The sequence below is a fragment of the Methylobacterium sp. E-065 genome, from assembly GCF_022829605.1.
GTDB lineage: Bacteria > Pseudomonadota > Alphaproteobacteria > Rhizobiales > Beijerinckiaceae > Methylobacterium.
Genome location: NZ_JAKSYD010000114.1, coordinates 64,666 through 81,296, shown reverse-complemented (window position 1 = coordinate 81,296; position 16,631 = coordinate 64,666). Strand labels below are relative to the sequence as shown.

20 protein-coding genes and 1 tRNA gene are annotated in these 16,631 nt (G+C 63.3%); 9 read left to right on the top strand and 12 right to left on the bottom strand.

What is annotated here, in order from left to right:
• Nucleotides 1–100: 100 nt before the first annotated feature.
• From MKK84_RS14545 to MKK84_RS14535, 3 genes are all read right to left on the bottom strand, one after another.
• Nucleotides 101–1,255 (bottom strand): efflux RND transporter periplasmic adaptor subunit, encoded by a 1,155-nt coding sequence (locus MKK84_RS14545; protein ID WP_243920789.1) that lies wholly within the window; start codon nt 1,253–1,255, stop codon nt 101–103.
• Between the two features lie 144 nt (nt 1,256–1,399).
• On the bottom strand, nt 1,400–1,720 hold the full coding sequence (locus MKK84_RS14540) for a rhodanese-like domain-containing protein (protein WP_243920787.1): 321 nt from the start codon (nt 1,718–1,720) through the stop codon (nt 1,400–1,402).
• Between the two features lie 117 nt (nt 1,721–1,837).
• A complete protein-coding gene (locus tag MKK84_RS14535; protein WP_243920784.1) occupies nt 1,838–3,109 on the bottom strand; it encodes a glycosyltransferase family 4 protein in 1,272 nt (423 codons plus the stop codon).
• Nucleotides 3,110–3,252: 143 nt separating this feature from the next.
• On the opposite strand from MKK84_RS14535, the gene MKK84_RS14530 reads away from it, so the two are divergent.
• A tRNA-Pro gene (locus tag MKK84_RS14530) sits at nt 3,253–3,329 on the top strand.
• A 701-nt stretch (nt 3,330–4,030) separates the two neighbouring features.
• Entirely contained in the window at nt 4,031–4,903 is an 873-nt protein-coding gene (locus MKK84_RS14525) for a MipA/OmpV family protein (RefSeq protein ID WP_243920782.1), read from the top strand.
• Here MKK84_RS14525 and MKK84_RS35930 read toward each other — a convergent pair.
• Nucleotides 4,873–5,178, bottom strand: coding sequence for a helix-turn-helix domain-containing protein (locus MKK84_RS35930; protein ID WP_409566507.1), 306 nt, complete (start codon nt 5,176–5,178; stop codon nt 4,873–4,875). The two genes, MKK84_RS14525 and MKK84_RS35930, sit on opposite strands and share 31 nt — an antisense overlap.
• Here MKK84_RS35930 and MKK84_RS35925 point away from each other — a divergent pair.
• Nucleotides 5,159–5,659, top strand: a complete 501-nt coding sequence (locus tag MKK84_RS35925; protein ID WP_409566511.1) for a hypothetical protein — start codon at nt 5,159–5,161, stop codon at nt 5,657–5,659. The two genes, MKK84_RS35930 and MKK84_RS35925, sit on opposite strands and share 20 nt — an antisense overlap.
• 199 nt (nt 5,660–5,858) lie before the next feature.
• Nucleotides 5,859–6,035 (top strand): hypothetical protein, encoded by a 177-nt coding sequence (locus MKK84_RS14515; protein ID WP_243920781.1) that lies wholly within the window; start codon nt 5,859–5,861, stop codon nt 6,033–6,035.
• 51 nt (nt 6,036–6,086) lie between these two features.
• Here the strand turns inward: MKK84_RS14515 and MKK84_RS14510 are convergent, their stop codons facing one another.
• The 4 genes from MKK84_RS14510 to MKK84_RS14495 form a co-directional block, all read right to left on the bottom strand.
• The gene (locus MKK84_RS14510; protein WP_243920779.1) at nt 6,087–6,617 is read right to left on the bottom strand and encodes a hypothetical protein; all 531 of its coding nucleotides are present in this window, start codon (nt 6,615–6,617) and stop codon (nt 6,087–6,089) included.
• Between the two features lie 147 nt (nt 6,618–6,764).
• The gene (locus MKK84_RS14505; RefSeq protein ID WP_243920777.1) at nt 6,765–6,998 is read right to left on the bottom strand and encodes a hypothetical protein; all 234 of its coding nucleotides are present in this window, start codon (nt 6,996–6,998) and stop codon (nt 6,765–6,767) included.
• Nucleotides 6,995–7,399, bottom strand: coding sequence for a hypothetical protein (locus MKK84_RS14500; RefSeq protein WP_243920776.1), 405 nt, complete (start codon nt 7,397–7,399; stop codon nt 6,995–6,997). The genes MKK84_RS14505 and MKK84_RS14500 overlap by 4 nt, the downstream gene beginning before the upstream one ends.
• Nucleotides 7,396–7,881 carry a hypothetical protein gene (locus MKK84_RS14495; protein WP_243920774.1) on the bottom strand — a complete coding sequence of 162 codons (486 nt, stop codon included), beginning with the start codon at nt 7,879–7,881 and terminating at the stop codon, nt 7,396–7,398. The genes MKK84_RS14500 and MKK84_RS14495 overlap by 4 nt, the downstream gene beginning before the upstream one ends.
• A 455-nt stretch (nt 7,882–8,336) precedes the next feature.
• On the opposite strand from MKK84_RS14495, the gene MKK84_RS14490 reads away from it, so the two are divergent.
• The 3 genes from MKK84_RS14490 to MKK84_RS14480 all read left to right on the top strand — a co-directional run bounded on the left by MKK84_RS14490 (nt 8,337) and on the right by MKK84_RS14480 (nt 11,305).
• Nucleotides 8,337–8,756 carry an EF-hand domain-containing protein gene (locus MKK84_RS14490; RefSeq protein WP_243920772.1) on the top strand — a complete coding sequence of 140 codons (420 nt, stop codon included), beginning with the start codon at nt 8,337–8,339 and terminating at the stop codon, nt 8,754–8,756.
• 42 nt (nt 8,757–8,798) lie between these two features.
• Complete coding sequence (locus tag MKK84_RS14485; RefSeq protein WP_243920770.1) at nt 8,799–8,942, top strand: hypothetical protein; 144 nt, start codon at nt 8,799–8,801, stop codon at nt 8,940–8,942.
• Nucleotides 8,943–9,400: 458 nt separating this feature from the next.
• Entirely contained in the window at nt 9,401–11,305 is a 1,905-nt protein-coding gene (locus tag MKK84_RS14480) for an AAA family ATPase (RefSeq protein WP_243920768.1), read from the top strand.
• Nucleotides 11,306–11,344: 39 nt separating this feature from the next.
• Here the strand turns inward: MKK84_RS14480 and MKK84_RS14475 are convergent, their stop codons facing one another.
• Nucleotides 11,345–11,815, bottom strand: a complete 471-nt coding sequence (locus MKK84_RS14475) for a hypothetical protein (protein ID WP_243920767.1) — start codon at nt 11,813–11,815, stop codon at nt 11,345–11,347.
• Nucleotides 11,816–11,984: 169 nt separating this feature from the next.
• Here MKK84_RS14475 and MKK84_RS14470 point away from each other — a divergent pair, with 169 nt between their 5' ends.
• Nucleotides 11,985–12,419 (top strand): hypothetical protein, encoded by a 435-nt coding sequence (locus tag MKK84_RS14470; RefSeq protein WP_243920765.1) that lies wholly within the window; start codon nt 11,985–11,987, stop codon nt 12,417–12,419.
• Between the two features lie 289 nt (nt 12,420–12,708).
• On the opposite strand, the gene MKK84_RS14465 is transcribed toward MKK84_RS14470, so the two are convergent.
• Both MKK84_RS14465 and MKK84_RS14460 read right to left on the bottom strand, forming a co-directional pair.
• Nucleotides 12,709–13,011: a hypothetical protein gene (locus MKK84_RS14465; protein ID WP_243920763.1), complete on the bottom strand. Its 303-nt coding sequence runs from the start codon at nt 13,009–13,011 to the stop codon at nt 12,709–12,711.
• Between the two features lie 11 nt (nt 13,012–13,022).
• Nucleotides 13,023–15,479, bottom strand: a complete 2,457-nt coding sequence (locus MKK84_RS14460; protein WP_243920761.1) for a hypothetical protein — start codon at nt 15,477–15,479, stop codon at nt 13,023–13,025.
• A 9-nt stretch (nt 15,480–15,488) separates the two neighbouring features.
• Between MKK84_RS14460 and MKK84_RS14455 the strand changes: the two genes are divergently transcribed.
• The gene (locus MKK84_RS14455; RefSeq protein ID WP_243920759.1) at nt 15,489–15,854 is read left to right on the top strand and encodes a hypothetical protein; all 366 of its coding nucleotides are present in this window, start codon (nt 15,489–15,491) and stop codon (nt 15,852–15,854) included.
• A gap of 81 nt (nt 15,855–15,935) precedes the next feature.
• Here MKK84_RS14455 and MKK84_RS14450 read toward each other — a convergent pair whose 3' ends face one another.
• Nucleotides 15,936–16,616 carry a hypothetical protein gene (locus MKK84_RS14450; RefSeq protein ID WP_243920756.1) on the bottom strand — a complete coding sequence of 227 codons (681 nt, stop codon included), beginning with the start codon at nt 16,614–16,616 and terminating at the stop codon, nt 15,936–15,938.
• Between the last annotated feature and the right edge of the window lie 15 nt (nt 16,617–16,631).

Here is a 16,631-nt window from a genome sequence, read left to right as displayed (position 1 = left end):
ACCTCTGAGGCCCGCCGGTCTCCCGGACGGGGCCCTGCGTCGTCGGTGCGGGGCGCGCCGCTCGGCGCGCGCGAAGGCAGTCCTGGCGAGCCGGTCAGGCTCACGTCTTGCTCGGGGGCAGCTCGATCGTGTCGGGCGTGACCTTCACGCCCGGCCGCACCCGCGAGGTGCCGTTGACCACGACCAGCTCGTCGCCCTTCAACCCCGACTGGATCACCCGGTAGCCGTCGACCTTCGGCCCAAGCACCACGTCCCTCTGCTGGATCGCGTTGTCGGGCCCGAGGAGGTAGACGATCCGCTTGTCTTGGTTGGCGGCCACCGCCTCGTCGGGGATCATGACCCCCTCGAACGACTTCGTCGCCGGCATCGAGACGATGCCGAACAGGCCGGGCTTGATGAACAGGTCGGCGTTCGGGACGGTCGCCCGCAGCAGAATCGTGCCGGTGGCGTTGTCGACGCGGTTGTCGACGAAGTCGAGCGTACCCTTGCGGGTCGGCTTGGGCTCACCCGACAGCGCGATCAGGATCGGCACGCCCTTGCCCTGCTGGGTCTGGCCCATGCCGATGCCGAGGCTGCTCTGGTACTTCAGGAACGCCTTCTCATCGACCGTGTAGCTGAAATAGATCGGGTCGAGCGACACGATCGTCGTCAGCATGGTCTGGTCGGCACTGACGATGTTGCCCTCGGTGACCAGACGCCGGCTGATCCGGCCGTTGATCGGCGCCTTCACCTCGCTGAAGTCGTAGTTCAGCTGGGCGTTGTTGAGGGCCGCCTGGGCGCTGTCGACGTCGGCCTGGGCGGTCTGCGAAGCCTGCCGGCGCTGGTCCGTGACCTGCTCCGAGATGTTGCCGCTGCGCGACAGGGTCTGCGCACGCTCGAGATCCGTCTGCGAGAAGGACTGGCGCGCCTTGGCGGAGGCCAAAGCCGCCTGGGCCTGCTCCAACGCCGCCTTGTAGGGGCGCCGGTCGATGACGAACAGAACGTCACCCTTCTTCACGGTCTGGCCGTCGACGAAGTTGATCTTCTCGAGGTAGCCGGTGACCCGGGCACGAACCTCGACGTAATCAATCGCCTCGAAGCGGCCGGTATACTGGTCCTGCTCGATAATCTGGCGCACCACGGGCTTCGCCACGGTGACCTTCGGCGGAGGGCCGCCCGGCGCCTGGGCGTAGGCTGGCGCCGAGAGCGGCCCCGCGGCGAGGCCGACGGCCAATCCGGAGAGCACGGTGAGGAGGCTGGGAAGCCGGCTGCGCATCGGGTCCTGCTGTCCATAGGCCGACCATCGGTCGCGCCGAGCTTGACGATAGTTCCGCCGCAAGCGCGCCGTAACCCGCAAGCAACGCTGTTGCTTGTGCGCCCGCGCACATGACGGCCCCGGGGGCCGGATTGATGCGGCGGGCTACTCGATGGTTTCGCCCGCGCCGTACCAATCCTTGAAGCCGCCCTTGTAGTGGCGAGTGATCTCGAGGCCCGCCTGCTGCGCCGCCATCAGCGCATGAACCGACCGGACGCCCGAGGCGCAGGAGAAGACGGGCTGCCGCCCATCCTCGGCCACCAGGGCGGCCACGGCCTGCGGATCGAAGCTGGAAAGCGGATGCGAAACCGCCCCGGGGATATGTCCGGCGCTGTATTCGTGCGGCTCTCGCACATCGATGACTAGCATCGAGCCGTCGTCAAGCCCGCGCTTGACCGCATCGCGATCGAGGTCGACCACCTGCATCGGCAGGATCTCCGTTCTGCCTGAGATTCGTCAGTCTGTCGGACTGATGCTTTTCCATATTCGTCAGGCCCGACCCGCGCAACTTGGCGCCCTGGGCTTGTCGAAGCGCGATCGACCTCAGAGTGCCGCGAGGGTCGGCCCCACAGCGTCGAAATGGGCGGCCCAGCTCGGCGGCCTGTATCCGTCGAGGCGGCCGGCGAGGTCGGACCGCAGCGGTGAGGCCGGTGTTGCCAGCGACTCGATCGCCTGGATCCAGCCCGGACCGTCGAGCGGATCGCGGAACAGCGCGAAGCCTTCGGCGATCTCCCGGTGGACCGGGATGTCGGAGGCGACCACCGGCAATCCGGAGGCGGCTGCCTCTACGAGCGGAATCCCGTAGCCCTCCGTGAAGGACGGCATCAAAAGCGCGGTGCAGCTGCGCATCAGCGCGGCGAGGCCGTGCGTGGACAGGCCGGTCGCCTCGATCGCGTGGGCGCGCACACCCGGGCACCGCTCCAGCATATCGATGGCACTCTCCGCCTCCCAGCCCCGGCGCCCGACCACGATCAGCCGGGGCGTATCCGCCCCATGCCGTTCGGCCAGATGCCGCCAGATCTGGAAGAGAAGCAGATGATTCTTGCGCGACTCGATGGTGCCGCAGACCAGGAAGGTCGGCCGGTCAGGGTGGAAGCGCGGGCCCTCGCGCCCGAAGGCTGGCTCGACGCCGAGATGGCCCACCGCCACGGGCGGCCGGCCGAACCCCTCGGCGGCGAGGTGATCCAGGGTGCGGTGTCCGGTATCGGCGGAGTTCACCAGAATGGCCGCGGCGTGCCGCCCGATCGTGCGCAGCCGCGCCCTGTGGCGTTCGACCTCGCCGGCGCGGCCGTATTCGGGGTGGGTGATCGGAATCAGGTCGTGAACGAAGAAGGCGCTGCGCACGTCCCGGCGGGTGTAAAGCCAGTCGAAGCGCCGGGGATTGTCCAGCCGCAGGTGCGAGGTGTGGAGATAGAGCGCGTCCCGCGGGAGCGCATCGACCGTTCGGCCGCGCAGCGCGATCTCGGCCGCCGTCCGGGCCTGGATCCGGCGGCGCGCCCCGGTGTCGGCCCGCGGAGCCTCGTTCACGGGCGCAATGGCGGACGCGCCGCAGCGCAGCGCCAACTGCCGATAGACCGGATCGTCAGGCGCCTCGCAATCCTCGACCCATCCGGCCGCCACGGCTTCGACGATCGCGCGCGCGCGATGCCGATCCAGGATCCGCGGCCCAGCCGCCGTCGAGACGACACCGACGCTGTCGCGACCCAGGTAGGCGCGGGCATAGGCCAGATCGACGCGATCAATTCCGGACGGGCTCGCATGGCGCAGGCGGGTGACCAGGCGCGTGAGATCGAAGGCAATCGGTCGGTCAATCATGAACCGTCAGTGCTGTCGGGGACGCGCGCACCCCGTAACGGCCGCGAGCCGGGAGCGCCAGCGCTTCCGGCCCCGGGCCGGACCGCGCGAAAGACTTGCACAGGCGCCGCGCGACGGCTAAGAGCGCCAAGCCCATGGGGCGTCGGAGTGTAGCGCAGCCCGGTAGCGCACCTGTCTGGGGGACAGGGGGTCGTCGGTTCGAGTCCGGCCACTCCGACCAAAATACCCCTTCATCTGCAGTAAGTTATGCGGGGCGGCTGTAAGGCCGCCTTTCGCATTTCTGGTTCTTGGGGTTCATCTGGGGTGCAGAATTTTCACTGGGGATTGACGGGGCTCTGAACCCCGGCTGCACCCCAGGGTCAGCTCATCGGCATCCCAAAAGCACGATGATGCCCGAGAACGTGAGAGCGGCGGCCATCAGGGCGAACGCGATCGTATCCATCGACGGCAGGTGGTGATCGCCTCGCGGCCCACCATCGGGCGTTCAGCCGCGGCAGCACGCTCGTCGGTCGCAATCGTTGAGCGCTGCGATCAGAACGCTTTCGACCAAATGAGGAAGCCGGTCGCAGCTAGCAGGAGCCACGCGGACACACGGGCGATCCCGACCGCGGGTGTGCGTTCCTCCTGGCGATCGTGGGCAGCCTCCGCGAGGATCGCGGAGCAAAGCGCAGTCTCTAAGCTCAGGACGGCAGCCAACCAAGGCGACATGCTCGATCCTCATCGAATACAGCCCCCCGGCAAGCCGAACGAAAGTCCCGCCGGTTGGCCGAAGTGTGGCTCGCTTGCTTATTGTCAGACGCTCGCTCGCGTCGCGTGAAACGTTGCGGAATCATCACGGGCAGCTCGATTGCGCAATCCTCCGAGGGAGAACGAGCCCTTACCCAATGCGGCCGGGATGAAACTGCAGCATAAAGCGTGGCCATGATTTCACCGCTCCAGTGCCTCTCGCGTTTCCGCGCTGTCTTCGGCGCTGGCGCACTTCTCGCTGCCTACGGCACCGCGGCGGCAAGTGCTGCGGATCTCGGCGCGGTGATGCCCCGCCCGATACCAACTTTCGCTCAGGTCGATCCTAGCACTTGGATCGTGACGCTCAGTGGCTCGCTTCAGGTCGTGCCGCGGTATCCCGGGTCGAGCGACTACACGGCGGTAGGCTACCCCTCGATCGACATCCGCCGGGTCGGCGAGCCGCGGCGGTTCTCGGCACCCGATGACGGCTTCAGCTTGTCCCTCTACGATGATCCAATGTTCCGGATCGGCCCGACTGTCCGGGTCGTACCGGGCCGCTACTACGGCGATGACCGGGCACACCTGCTCGGCATTCGCGATGCACGCTTTGCGCTCGAGCCCGGTGTGTTCGCGGAGTTCTACCCAGTCTCCTTTATCCGAACGCGCGTCGAGGCTCGGCAGGGCGTCTACGGCCATCACGGCACAGTCGGCTCGGTGGCGGCCGATTACCTGATCCCGACGGATAAGCTCCTGTTCTCGATCGGGCCGCGCTTCAACATCGGTGATGCCAGCTTCGCTCGAAAATACTTTGGCGTGTCGCCCACCGAGGCGGCGATCAACGGACGGGTAACCGTGTACGATCCGCGCAGCTTCTATTCGGCGGGCGTGCTCGGTGCCGTAACCTACACGCCGAACGAGACCTGGGCCTATACGGCCTATGCCGGCTACACCCGCATCCTAGGCGCGTCCGGGGACAGCCCGCTGGTCCGTCGTCCGTTCGGCAGCCCGGATCAGTTCCTCTTCGGCATCAAGATCGACTACTCGTTCACGACGCCAGCCTTGCTCTGAGCCAGTTGCTCAGCTCGCGCCTTGATCGCCCTGGCTATGCGGGGCGATATCCCGCTTGTGTCGCCAGAATATAGCCAGTTAAAATCTAGGCCATCGTCGGCGAATGCCTCGAACAGTTTCGCAGCCTGTTCCGGTTTTATTAGGTTACGACCTGCTTCGAAGTTTTGATATCGGGTTCTGCTCAATCCACACACTTTGGCGAAGGCGGTTATTCTGAAGCCTAGCGCTTCGCGCGTGAGCCGCAGGCGTGATCCAATGGCCTCGCGCGAGACCATTGACTGGATGCCGTGGCATTTACGCAGCGCCTCTATGGGCTCTGTCATTGGCGTTTCCTCGTTCTTCACCGTTGTGACATGGGCACCGGCGCGACGCGAGGATTCGATTTACCAGGATGGCCGAACTTGTTGCCGGATTTTTCCGAACCATGGAACGCTTCTGGCAGTTGACGGCGGTGCTGCCCTCTCAGGAGATCATTACGTGGACCGCCCCCGCCGCGTCGGCCTGCCCTGGTATGCGCTTGAGCACTATGAGGTGCTTCGCGCGGGTCTCGCAGATGGCGCTAAGCTGCCGTCTAGCTATGAAACCTGGTGCATCGCTACCGAGCAGATGGAACGCGAGGTGCAGCGCAGCGGCGTCGAGGTTGTGCGTGTCCCGATCGAGCCGGAGGCCTTCGCTACTTGGTGTGAGCGGACTGGGCTTTCCCCTGATGCCGCTGCACGGGCCCGATATGCGGCTGCAGCGCTAGAGGCTGGTTGACCGGCCGAAAAGCCAAGCCAAGCGCCGGCTCGCGGATGAGTACGATGCTGCCCAGGAACGGGGCGAAGTACAGAAGGCCGGCGGTGACCGGAAGTCGAGCATTGTCCAAGCCTCGGACAATGCTCCGGCGAGGGTCGCAGATCTTGGTCTGACACGGCAACAAGTCGCTGAGGCGCGCCAGATCCGAAACGCCGAGGCGGTGTCGCCGGGCATCGTGCGCCGTACGCTCGATCAGCAACTGGCCGCGGGCAAGGAGCCCACCAAGGCGGCCGTACGTGAGGCCGTATCAAACGTGGTCCGGCAGCTGCGCGACGCAGAGGCAGCCGATCCGGACGTGATCCGCTGGGCGCTCGATGCGCAGCTTTCGACGGGATAGTAGCGTACGGGGAGCGGTGGATGATACCGTATCGACTGGTCCGACCTCAAGCTATTGATGGGGAACGTCGAGGTTAGATATTGTAGCAAAGTTGACGAGCCAGATTAGCGCAATTCCCACAAGCAAAGCAGAAATGTAGAATAGAGTGACAGTAAATTTTGCTACTCGCGGTGAGACCGCTGCGGACAATTTTGTTGTAAGTTGAGCCGGAAGTTGATGATCTTTTTCAAGATCCATTCCGACTTGCACACTTGCGAGCAGCAGCTTAAAATAATATTGACGGTCCGTCAGATAACCGACGAACAAAAACATAAAGCCAGCAATAATCAAAAGGGTCGATACGTGCATGCTAAATTTGACATGCGTATCAACGTTTATGGCGGTGTGGGGATGTGATCCGAAAAATGCGGCAGCCGAACCAAAGGCAGCAATTGTTAGCGTAGATGTTAACTGTCGTACACGTTGAATTAGTTCGTTGAAGTGAATTTGGACCCTGATTACGTTGGCCCACTGATCCTTGGCCACGTCATTCTTCGCGGTCATAGTATCATCCACCAAACCAGACGTGTCGATCGGATCCATTGCCAAGCATCCGCGCTGTCACCTCTTTCCTACTCCATATCTCGCCTAGGGTTCCGTCACTTTGATGACAGTCGTCGAAAGGCCTGCTTCCGCACGCTCTGGCTGCAGTAGGGCCCCGGACCGCTAAGGCGGCCGGGGCTCTTTCGTTCAATAAGCCTTTCGGATGAGGCCGGCAGTCCGCAGGTCCTCATCGGTCAGCCGGACCGCGTCGAGGCCGTAGGCGGCCTCGTACGCGGCCAGCCGCCGGTTGAGCGTGCTGAAGGCCCAGCGTACCCGCCGTAGCCGCCAGGTGTGGAGCAGGAGGGCGAACGGGTTTCGGATGATCGCCCGGTGCTTCTCCTGCATGATCGCGGCGGGCGAGAGCTTTGGCGGTAGGCTCACAACGTGCCCCCCGGTGCCGGCCGGAAGATATCGCGCCACTGCTCCTCCGCATCCGGCGAAGTCAGGGTGCAGCCTGCCGCCGCCAGAACGATCGCCGCACGCTCCTGTGCCCGGCGCCCGCTCACCATGCACGCGTCATCGGCAAACAGCTCGCCTCGACGCGGAAAGTGGAACGAGAGCGCTGGGTTCATCGCTGGGATGAACTCGCTGCGGCTCTCCAGCGAGGCGTGATGTAGGAGCGTACGCTCGTAGGCCAGCCACGCCGAGTAGGTGGCGAGGAGACCTGGAGTGATCGGAGTGGCGGACGCTGTTGGCTCGCCGGTGAGTACCACGCCGCCGCCGATCAGCGGGAGGGTGGTGAGGCCGCGCAGGAAGCCGCGGCGGGATCCGGGAGCGCTCATGCCGCCTCTCCATCGAGTTCGCGATCGTCGGTAGACCCGCGGGCCCACCCGACTTGCGTCGTCGAGCGGTCGGGAAACTCCGGCCGCCAGCTGCAGGCCTTCATGATGCCAGCGACCTCCGGACTGCCGAGGATAAGCTCGTCGTCCGCCTCGTCATGCTCCCGGTCGAGGAAGTGCAGGCTGTTGTCGCTCGGGACGTGCGCGGCGATCCCGTCGAGCCATTCGGCGGCACAGAGCGAGGGCTCGAAGTCCGAGCTGACACCCACTACGCCGTTGCCGGCCTGGATCGCTCGGAAGACTTGGTAGTCCGCTTCGAGGTCCGGATCGGGCTCCAGAGCGTCCAAGACCGCGATGTAGCGGTGAACCCGATCCAGTCCGGCATTGATCTCGTCGGCGATGAGGGTGCGCAGGTGTGCGAGGTGCGCGAGCCGATGCTCGTGCGCCGCCGCCACGGAGGGCGGTACGGGGATGTGGATGGTCATCTTCGGTCTCTGTGTGGGACCGGCTTCTGACGGCCGGGGGTGTGCTCAGATTTGGGCATACCCACGCCAGCGAGCGGCACTGGCGCCGGGAGTGTCAGAACACGCCACAGAGAACGTGCCCGGCCGCTTTCCCCCTTTCAGGGTCTTGTATGGCGGTCGGACTCCCGGCATAGTTTCACCGGTCGCGCCGCACAGCTATGTACGGCACGTTCAATCAGCGGGATCGAAGCCCTGCAAGGCTGTGATTTCCGCTCTGTGGCTGAACCGCCAACCCCTGCAAGGGTCCGGTTCGGGAGGTCTGACGCTCCACAGGCAAACGTAGACGCGAACCCCGCGCCCGGCAAGGCGGCGGGGTTTTTGCGTTTGAAGGCTCATGCTCTCGTGATTGGGCCGGCCGGAACACGCGGACCATTAGGCCGCTTCTGCGACTGGCACTCAATTCGCCGGAGCTCAGCATGCGCCGCATCCAGCCCACTACTGCCTTCGTCATGGCCGCCCTCGTCGCCGTCCCGCTTTCGGCAGCTTCCGATGCATGGGCGCGAAGCAGTAGTGCGTCCAAGGAGATCCGCGCAATTGATACGGACAACGATGGGACGATCGATCTGAAGGAAGCTCAAGCTGCCGGTGAAGCGACCTTCGACAAGTTGGAGAAGGACAAGGACAGTTCCTTGACGGCGAAGGAACTGCAGGGTCGGGTAAGCAAGAAGGATCTGAGGACTGCCGACGGCGATCATGACGGCACGATGGACAAGAAAGAATACGACGCCCTCGTCGAGCAACGCTTCAAGGCTGCCGATACGGATGGGGACGGCACACTCGACGCCAAGGAGCTGAAGAAACCGGCCGGCCGCAGCCTACTGCAGCTGCTGAAGTAGGCGCTGGCCGTTGGCTTGCTCGCTGCGTTCTGGGAATGCCCGATGCCGCCAGAGGTGAAGCGTACCGAACTCAGCCGATCGCCGGTCACCGGCCTCGACCACCTGGAGATCATCACCCAGTTGGTGGAGTTCCCTCCTGGCTCGTCGTCGCCGCGCCACTGCCACCACGGCGAGGAGACGTTCTAAGTGCTGGAGGGCGGCACAGTGCAGGAACCCGGTCGACCGCCGCGAGAGCGCATCCCTGGGGAGCACGGCATCATCCGGCGCGGCACCCTTCACTCGGGCTACACCGTCGTCGGCGACAGGACCATCAAGGTCCTGTCGGTCTACGTCGTCGACAGGGGGAAGCCTCTGCAGGAGCCAGCTGCATAGCGAGACAACTTTTACGATCGATGCGCGGGTGCGGGCGGAAGGTTGATTTGGGGCAACTCCGGGCGCCGGCAGGTTCGAGCAGCTCCGTTTCAGGCTCGAACCTGTAAAATCCGCTCCGTCCTGCAACTTCTGAGTCGCGCACTACCTCAAGGTATGCAAGGTTGTGCGAAGCAAGTTGCGATTCGCCGCTGGTCAGAAGCATTTATAGCGTCAGCACCCATTGGCCGGATTGCTTCAGCTGCTGAATTCAGCTCGTCTGTCGGGGGTTTAGATTGCGTTACGTCAAATTCGAAATTAAAAATTTTAAAGGTATTAAAGACGCGACTGTTAATCTGAAGACCGACGGGGGAGCATCCGTCTTTGCATTCGTTGGCCTCAATGAAAGCGGCAAAACAACAATTCTAGAGGCTATTCATTCGTTCTCACCTGACACAGTTACAGGTGAGCTTCTTGGCGGAGTTAATGGCGAAGGCGTTCCATTTAAGGAGCGCGTCCCTAGACACTTGATTTCGAGCTTCACGGGCGAGTGTGCAATCATTGCGACACTAGCTGTTGAGGATGTAGACAGGGATAAGATCGTAAAAATACTTAAATCTGAGCACAATATAATAATAGATCCTACTAGCATTAACGGTTTTGTCAATTTTCGTCAATTTCAAATATATAAAGACGGCGACTTTGTTTCTGACGAATTTGTGCTAGAGGAGCGATTCAAGGTAAAGACGGGCAGCCAAAGGAAATGGCGCGATCCAGATGAGAAAGAGACAACTACCGTTCGTCAAGTAATTTATAATCTAACTCCCGATATCGCATATTTTCCGACGTTCGTTTTCGATTTTCCGGAGAGAATCTATCTAACTAACTGCGGCGAGCGGCTTGATCGGTTTTATCGCAAAGTCTTTCAAGATATTTTGAGCTTTGATGGCCGGGGATTGACGATCCAAAAAGACATTATTCGTCGAATTAGACATGATGAGTTGAAGTTACCTTGGTCTGCCTTCCTGACAAAGTTTTTTCAGCGCGATGAACCGGACAAGATCCAGCAAGTTATGGATCGAGTAAGTGCAATTGTAACTAATGTTGTATTTGGTAGATGGAACGAGATTTTTCGGGAGGCTATCGGCAACAAAGAAGTAGTTGTCACTTATGATACCGCAGAAGGTAAGATCATAGATGGCAGGGGCGAACTAGTTACGTCTCCCAGGAATGAGCACGATATTTCTGTCACTTTCAAGATAAAGGACGGCACCAGACGATTTAATGTAAATGATCGATCGTTGGGTTTCAGATGGTTTTTCTCATTTATGCTATTTACTCAATTCCGCACCACAGAATCTTCATCCCGGCCTGTGCTGTTCCTATTCGACGAGCCTGCATCTAATCTCCATGCCGCAGCTCAGCAGAAGTTGATCGACTGTTTTCCAGGTATCGCGAAAAATGGGAACGTTTTGGCGTACACCACCCATAGTCACTATATGATTGAGCCAAAATGGCTTGAGCAGACTTTTATTGTCACCAATAGATCAGATGCTCCTGGGAATAAATCAGTTATCGATAACGCTATATTGCCGGATGAGTCCTTAGATATCAAAGTCACGCCATACAGATCGTTCGTTAATCAATTTCCAGGTCAAACCGATTATTTTCAGCCTGTTTTGGATAGACTGCAAGTAATTCCATCAAAATTTGATTGGGATAGAAAATCTATCGTCTTGGAAGGTAAATCAGACTACTATGTCATTAGATATATTACGCGACTATTCGGCTTTAACGATCTGCCGCTAATACCAGGCCTGGGAGCTGGTACATTCGATAGTATGATCGCGTTGAGCAAAGGATGGAATTTACAATTTCTCTTTGTTCTGGATAGCGATAAACAGGGGGAGGAAGAGAAAAAACGTTACCAAGAGGCATTCAGTTTGAGTGGTGAGACACTGGTGATGTTGGGCGAGCTACTTCCCGCTGCCAAGGAAATTGAGAATCTTCTTGATGCTGCAGGAAAACAGGTAATTCAGAATGAATTGCAAATTCAGACTCCTCCAACAAAAAATCAGATCCGACGATTTTTTCAAGAAAGACTCGCAAGCGATCGCGTTGAATCTCTAGGGTCTGGTTTCGATAGTAAGGCGAAAACGCTTGTTGGAGCCTTGAAGGCTAGACTCGAAAATCTTGAGTAGGCGGAATTTGACTGCAATGAGTTTCCAACCTTGATAAAATTAAACTCGCGCTAGCCGCCACCCCGCCTTCCGCCGGCATACCCTCAGGCCGATCGCCGCCAGCTTCGGCTTGAAGGCCTTCAAGGCGGCCCGTAGTGCCGCCTCATCGTCCCATCGCCCAGCAATCAGCAGGGACGGCACGGGATGCCGTCCTCGGCCCGCCAGGACCTCGCAGGTGCGCATGAGGGCAGCACCGCAGCCGACGGCGCCGAGCGGCCCGAGCAACAACATGGCTGGCACGTCGACGGCAGCGAGCCGCCCGGCCGGGGGCTTCACGCCCAGACGGATCTCCGAGCGGATCCGGGCGACCTCTACCGCCATCCGGGCGGCGTCGGCTTCCTTGGCCAAGGCGCGCTCGTGCGCGCGCTTGGCCCGGATCACGGCGGCATGAGCCCGGTCCCGGGCGGCATACTCGGCCCGGCGGGCAGCGCGATCTTCGGGGCTCATCACGTTCGCGTTCATGTCCAACATGTAATGTGGGTCATTCGGATTGCTTTGGAGCGCATAACACTGCGGATGACCATTCCGAGGACTGTCAAACTGAACGGCAGCTAACGAGCGTATTCAGCAAGCGTGTCCCGATCGGCGCCCACCGTCTCCGCACGACCCGCCATATCGGCTGGCCGAATAGGAGACGGACATGGCATCTCGCACCATCGCCGCGGCCGCAGCCGCCGGCCTTGCCTTGACGCTCACCGCAGCCTCGCCCGCCTTCGCCCGTGGGCATGGCCACGGCGGCCACCACGGGGGCGGACATCACCATGGGGGCGGATGGCACGGGGGCCATCATGGCGGCTGGCACCCGCACGGCGGCGGTCATCATGCCTGGGGCGGCCCGGGTTGGCACGGCGGCGGCTGGCATGGCGGCTGGCGCGGTGGCCGGACCATTATCGTGAACCGCCCGTACCCGGTTTGGCGCGGGTCCCGCACGGTGGTGGTGGGGCGTCCGTATCCCGTCTACCGGGCGGCCGTGCCTGTGGGTTACGGCCCAGGCTGCCACGTAACCCGCAGCGTCGGCCTCACGCCCTGGGGCTGGCACAAGATCGTCACGACGAAGACGTGCCTGGTGCCGTAAGGCATCGGCCGGGACCGCCTCAAAGGCGGCCCGGCCTCCCGCTGGAACCGAAAACTGACGCCTCGGTTGCCTGCCCATGCGCTGGCTGTTCCCCCTCGGTCTCGTCTTGATCCTGATCGGCGTCGCGCTTGCCCACTGGGAGGCCTCTGGGCCGGAGACAGGTACGGCGCCCGGCTCGACGCGATCGCCCGCCAGGGAGGCGAGCCCGAACCCCGGTGGCGATGCAGGCGCCCCGACCGCCCCGGTGCCGCAAAACCAGGGTGGCAGCGGGCAGCCGTAGGGACGCCGATCACTGCAGCCGCGGTGGCACGTCTAGCAACCCAAAGGTCAGCGTGGCCTGGTGGTCGGCGACTGCCGCCGCCGGCCCCTGCGTTATCGCCTCGATCAAGCCGCGCGCCCGCTTGTGCTCCGGGCCATCGCCCAGGTCAGCGAGCGCCGCTACCCGGATCGCCGTCCGATCCGCGCCGTCCAACGCGGCCATGAGGGCCGCGTTAACCGTCGTGAGCGCCCGCACGTGGTCGATGGCCAGGGTGAGTCCCTCGGTCATCACTTGGGCGTGCCGCTCCAGTGCGGCGAGCCGATCATCTGTCATGATGCCTCTTTTCACGGTGGGCTTCGGCCGGGGGTAACCCCATCCGAGAACGAAGGGCTGGAGGAGCGAGCCCGGGGGATGTAGTTCCCGGGCGCGCCTACCCCGGAGATCGCGGTGTTTGCCCGGGCAGCGAGATCGATGATCTGCTGCAGCTGCTGGATAGCTGTGCCAGCGCCGGCGACGGTGACGGACGGGGAGATCGTCAGCTTGCCCAGCTCGTCGCCCTTGGCCTTCACCTCATCGAGCTTTCCCTTGGCTGCGTCCGCGCCAGCCACATCGACGTGAGGCGTGAACCCCGGACTGGCTGCAGATCCACCCATCGAGGGCGGGATCGGCAGGTTTAGGGTGGTCGGATCCCTCGTGCCAGCCCGGGTCGAGCCGAAAATGGTCTCGCTCCACGTCTTTGGCCGGTTGGTGGTAAAGGCGCCTCCAGCCGAACCCATGGTGCCGGCGTTCACGCCGCCGCCCGGACCCCATCCGGCCGGGTAGCTCTCGATGCCGCCGGGCTTGCGGAACAGTTTGCCGTTGCCGTTCATCCGGTTCGCGTTCGGCAGCGTGGCATCCACGAAGCTGACGCCGGCGGCGATCGCACCGACGCCGAGACCGGCCGCGCCGATGAATCCGAGCGTCCCGAATCTGCCCGCCGCCTTTGCCGCGCCGCCGCCGGGTACCTTGTTGAGGACACCAGCGCCGCCGAGCTCGGCCGCCGCGGCAGTCAGGGCCGCGGCCGAGCCGTCCAGGGCGGTGGCGGAGGCGCCGAGGCCGAACCCGGTAGCGATACCGTAGGAGAGCGCTCCCGCCCCGGCGAGCGCGCCACCGGCCGCCACCGCGCCGGCCGTCATCGCGATCTTCGGGTGGTCCGACGCCGCGGCTGCGAGGCTGTTCAAAGCACCGGCCAACCCGGTGATCGCTGCGGCCGCCGCGGCCATGCCGGGAGATGTGGCCGCCGAGGTCAGGTTCTCGGTGGAGGCCTTCAGCGCCGTGGCGGCCACCTGCGGATCTTGAGTGAGGTTGCGCTGATAGATGTCGTCCATGCTGCCGACGCCCTGCATCAAGGCTTCGTCCTTCAGCAGCCGCTGGCGCATCTTGAGCTGCGCCAACTCGTTCGCGAAGAAGTTGGCGTTCTGATTCCGATAGAGTGTCGCGAGAGCTTGCTTCAGCTGCTCCTGGTCGTCGACGTCGATACCCTTGCCGTCCTTGCCGCCCTTCTTCGCCAGGGCAGGCAGCACATCATCGATCATCCACTGCAACGGATCGGCGTGGGCTTTCGCCGTGTTCTTGATCGCGCCCGTGCGCCAGCCGACCGCGTGGCCGGCCTTCATGATCGCTTGCTTCGGATCAAGGAGCCCGAGCTTCAACCATTCCTCGGCCTGCTTCTTATCGTTGACCTTGCCGTCGATCACGCTGTTGAACGCGTTGGCCGCGGTACCGGCGCGGTCGCCGCCCATGGTGCCGACGATCGAGGGCATGATGCCCGTTAGAAAGCGTTCGTTGTATCCCTGTAGAGATGACTTGGCCTGCTGGGCGAAGTTCAGCATCTCGGTCGGGTTGAAGTTGCCCCGTGTGAAGACCATCGCTCGGACGAGCTTACCGGTCTCATGCTCGAATACGTGACCATCACCAGCCGTTCCGCGTTCCTCGGCGAAACGGGCCATTTTGTTCCCCATTTCACCAGCGTCTTCCTGGATCTTGTCGCCCGCCGCTGCGTGCACGACGCTCGCGGCCTTCTGCATGAACGTGAGATGCTCGATCGCGTGGTGAAGCGACCCGAAGGCGGCGGTCGTCTCATTCACGACCTTGAGGTTTTCCTCGTACGAGGCGGTCGGAACGGCGGCGGTGGTCGCCTTGCTGGCGGCGTGGATCTCTTCAAGCTCGTGCGGTGTGCGGCCGGCGTTCCGGAGCGCAACCACCTCGTGCTGATAGTTGGCGCCGGCCTTCACGGCATGCTCGACGCTCGTGATGACGCCGTGGGCGCTCGCATATCCCGCCGCGCCTGCCGCTACGGTGCCGACCACGCCATGATGCTTGATGTAGTGGTCGCGGGCGTCGTCGCCCCCGTGCCCGCCGCGACGGCGTGAGCTGTGCGCGACGGCGGCGGCCTCGGCGCCGGCCCGCGCGGCGGCTCCCATGCCTCCAGCACTGCCCATCCCCGCCTTCAGCCGGGCATTGGCTGCCGCAACTGCCTGTCGCCGGCTGTCCGCCGTGGCCATCTTCTCGGCCAGAGCATGCGTCTTGGTGGCCGTAGCCGCCTTGTGCTCCGCGCTCGCCACGCGGCCCAACAGCGCGATCTGTTCCCGGAGATGCGTATTGGCCGCCTCGGTCTCGGCCGCCAGCGCCTTCTCCGCAGCTCCCAGGGCGAGCCCGCGACCGGCCCGGCCGACGCCGCTGGCCAGCAGTTCGTTGCGGGCCGCGCGCACGGCGCGACCGCGGTCCATGAAGGCCTCCTGCATCGCGGCCTGCCGCTTCATGGCAGATGCGTGAGCCTTCTCCGCGGACCGGATCGCCTTGGCTTCGCCCGTGGCCTGAACTCGCGCGAGGGTGGCTGCTTCCTTCGCGGCGGTTGCCCGGGCCTGCCGAAGAGCTGCGCCCTGTTCCTTCAGGGCCTTGCTGTTGGCCTTGAACGCGTCGATCCGTGCGCCCTTGCCGGCGAGGGCATCCAGCTGCTTCAAAGCCGCCGCGCCGGCGGTCCCAAGCTTTTTGAGGTCTTCGCCGCTGGCGCCGAGGCGCCTCAACGCCTCGGCATCAGCCTTGGCCTTGGCCTGCAGCCCGTCATCTTTAAGCTGGAGGGTGAGCGTACTGGTAATGTTGCTCATGTCACCGTGCGCCCATGTTCCTCAAGATGATCCGTTCTGCCTCCAGCCATTCAGCGCAGAACTCGTCCCAGGGCATCGCGGCGAGTTCGGCGCGCGTGCCACCCAGGACGTTCAGGATGTCGGCTCGGTAGCTCCGCCAGCCGGCGGGGGCGAAAGCTCGGGCTGCGGCGCCTGGAGGCGGCGCAACCGGACGGGCAAAAAATCCGACACCACCTCCATCACCTTGTCGGTGTCATCCGGATCCAGGGCGTCCATTAGGGCGTCAGGTATGGGGGCCCCGGTCTCGTCGAAGAACACCGGGAAGCGTAGCGCCGCGCTGGCTTCTCCCTGAGCCATCAGCCTGTCGAAGTACTCGGCCAACTGCCCGGTGGTCGGCCTGCCAACCACGATCGCCTCGTAGGCCTTGCCGCCGTAGGACAGTGGCCATTCGAGCGTGACGGTCCGCGAGCGCACGCGCGATCCGATGAAGCTCGGGGCATCGATCGCCGTTTGCACGGGCTTGGCCGGGATGGGCGCCGCCGCGCCGGCCTGGGGGCTGGGCGCGGGCTGATCGGATGCTGGCTTATTGGCCTCGATGCCGGCAGCGACGGCCGCCTTGAAACCCGCCGCCGGGTCATAGACCGGGGCGGGCTCGATCGCTGGTCCGGTCTCGGGCTCGAAGCTGACGGCCGGCATCGGCGCGACACCGGGCGGGGGCGATACGGACGGCGCGACCACGGCCGCGTTCACCGGCCCGGTGGTATTGGACCGAAGCATGGTGAGGATGTCGGCCGGGGCGGCGGGGTTTGCCATTGGAGAACTCTGCGG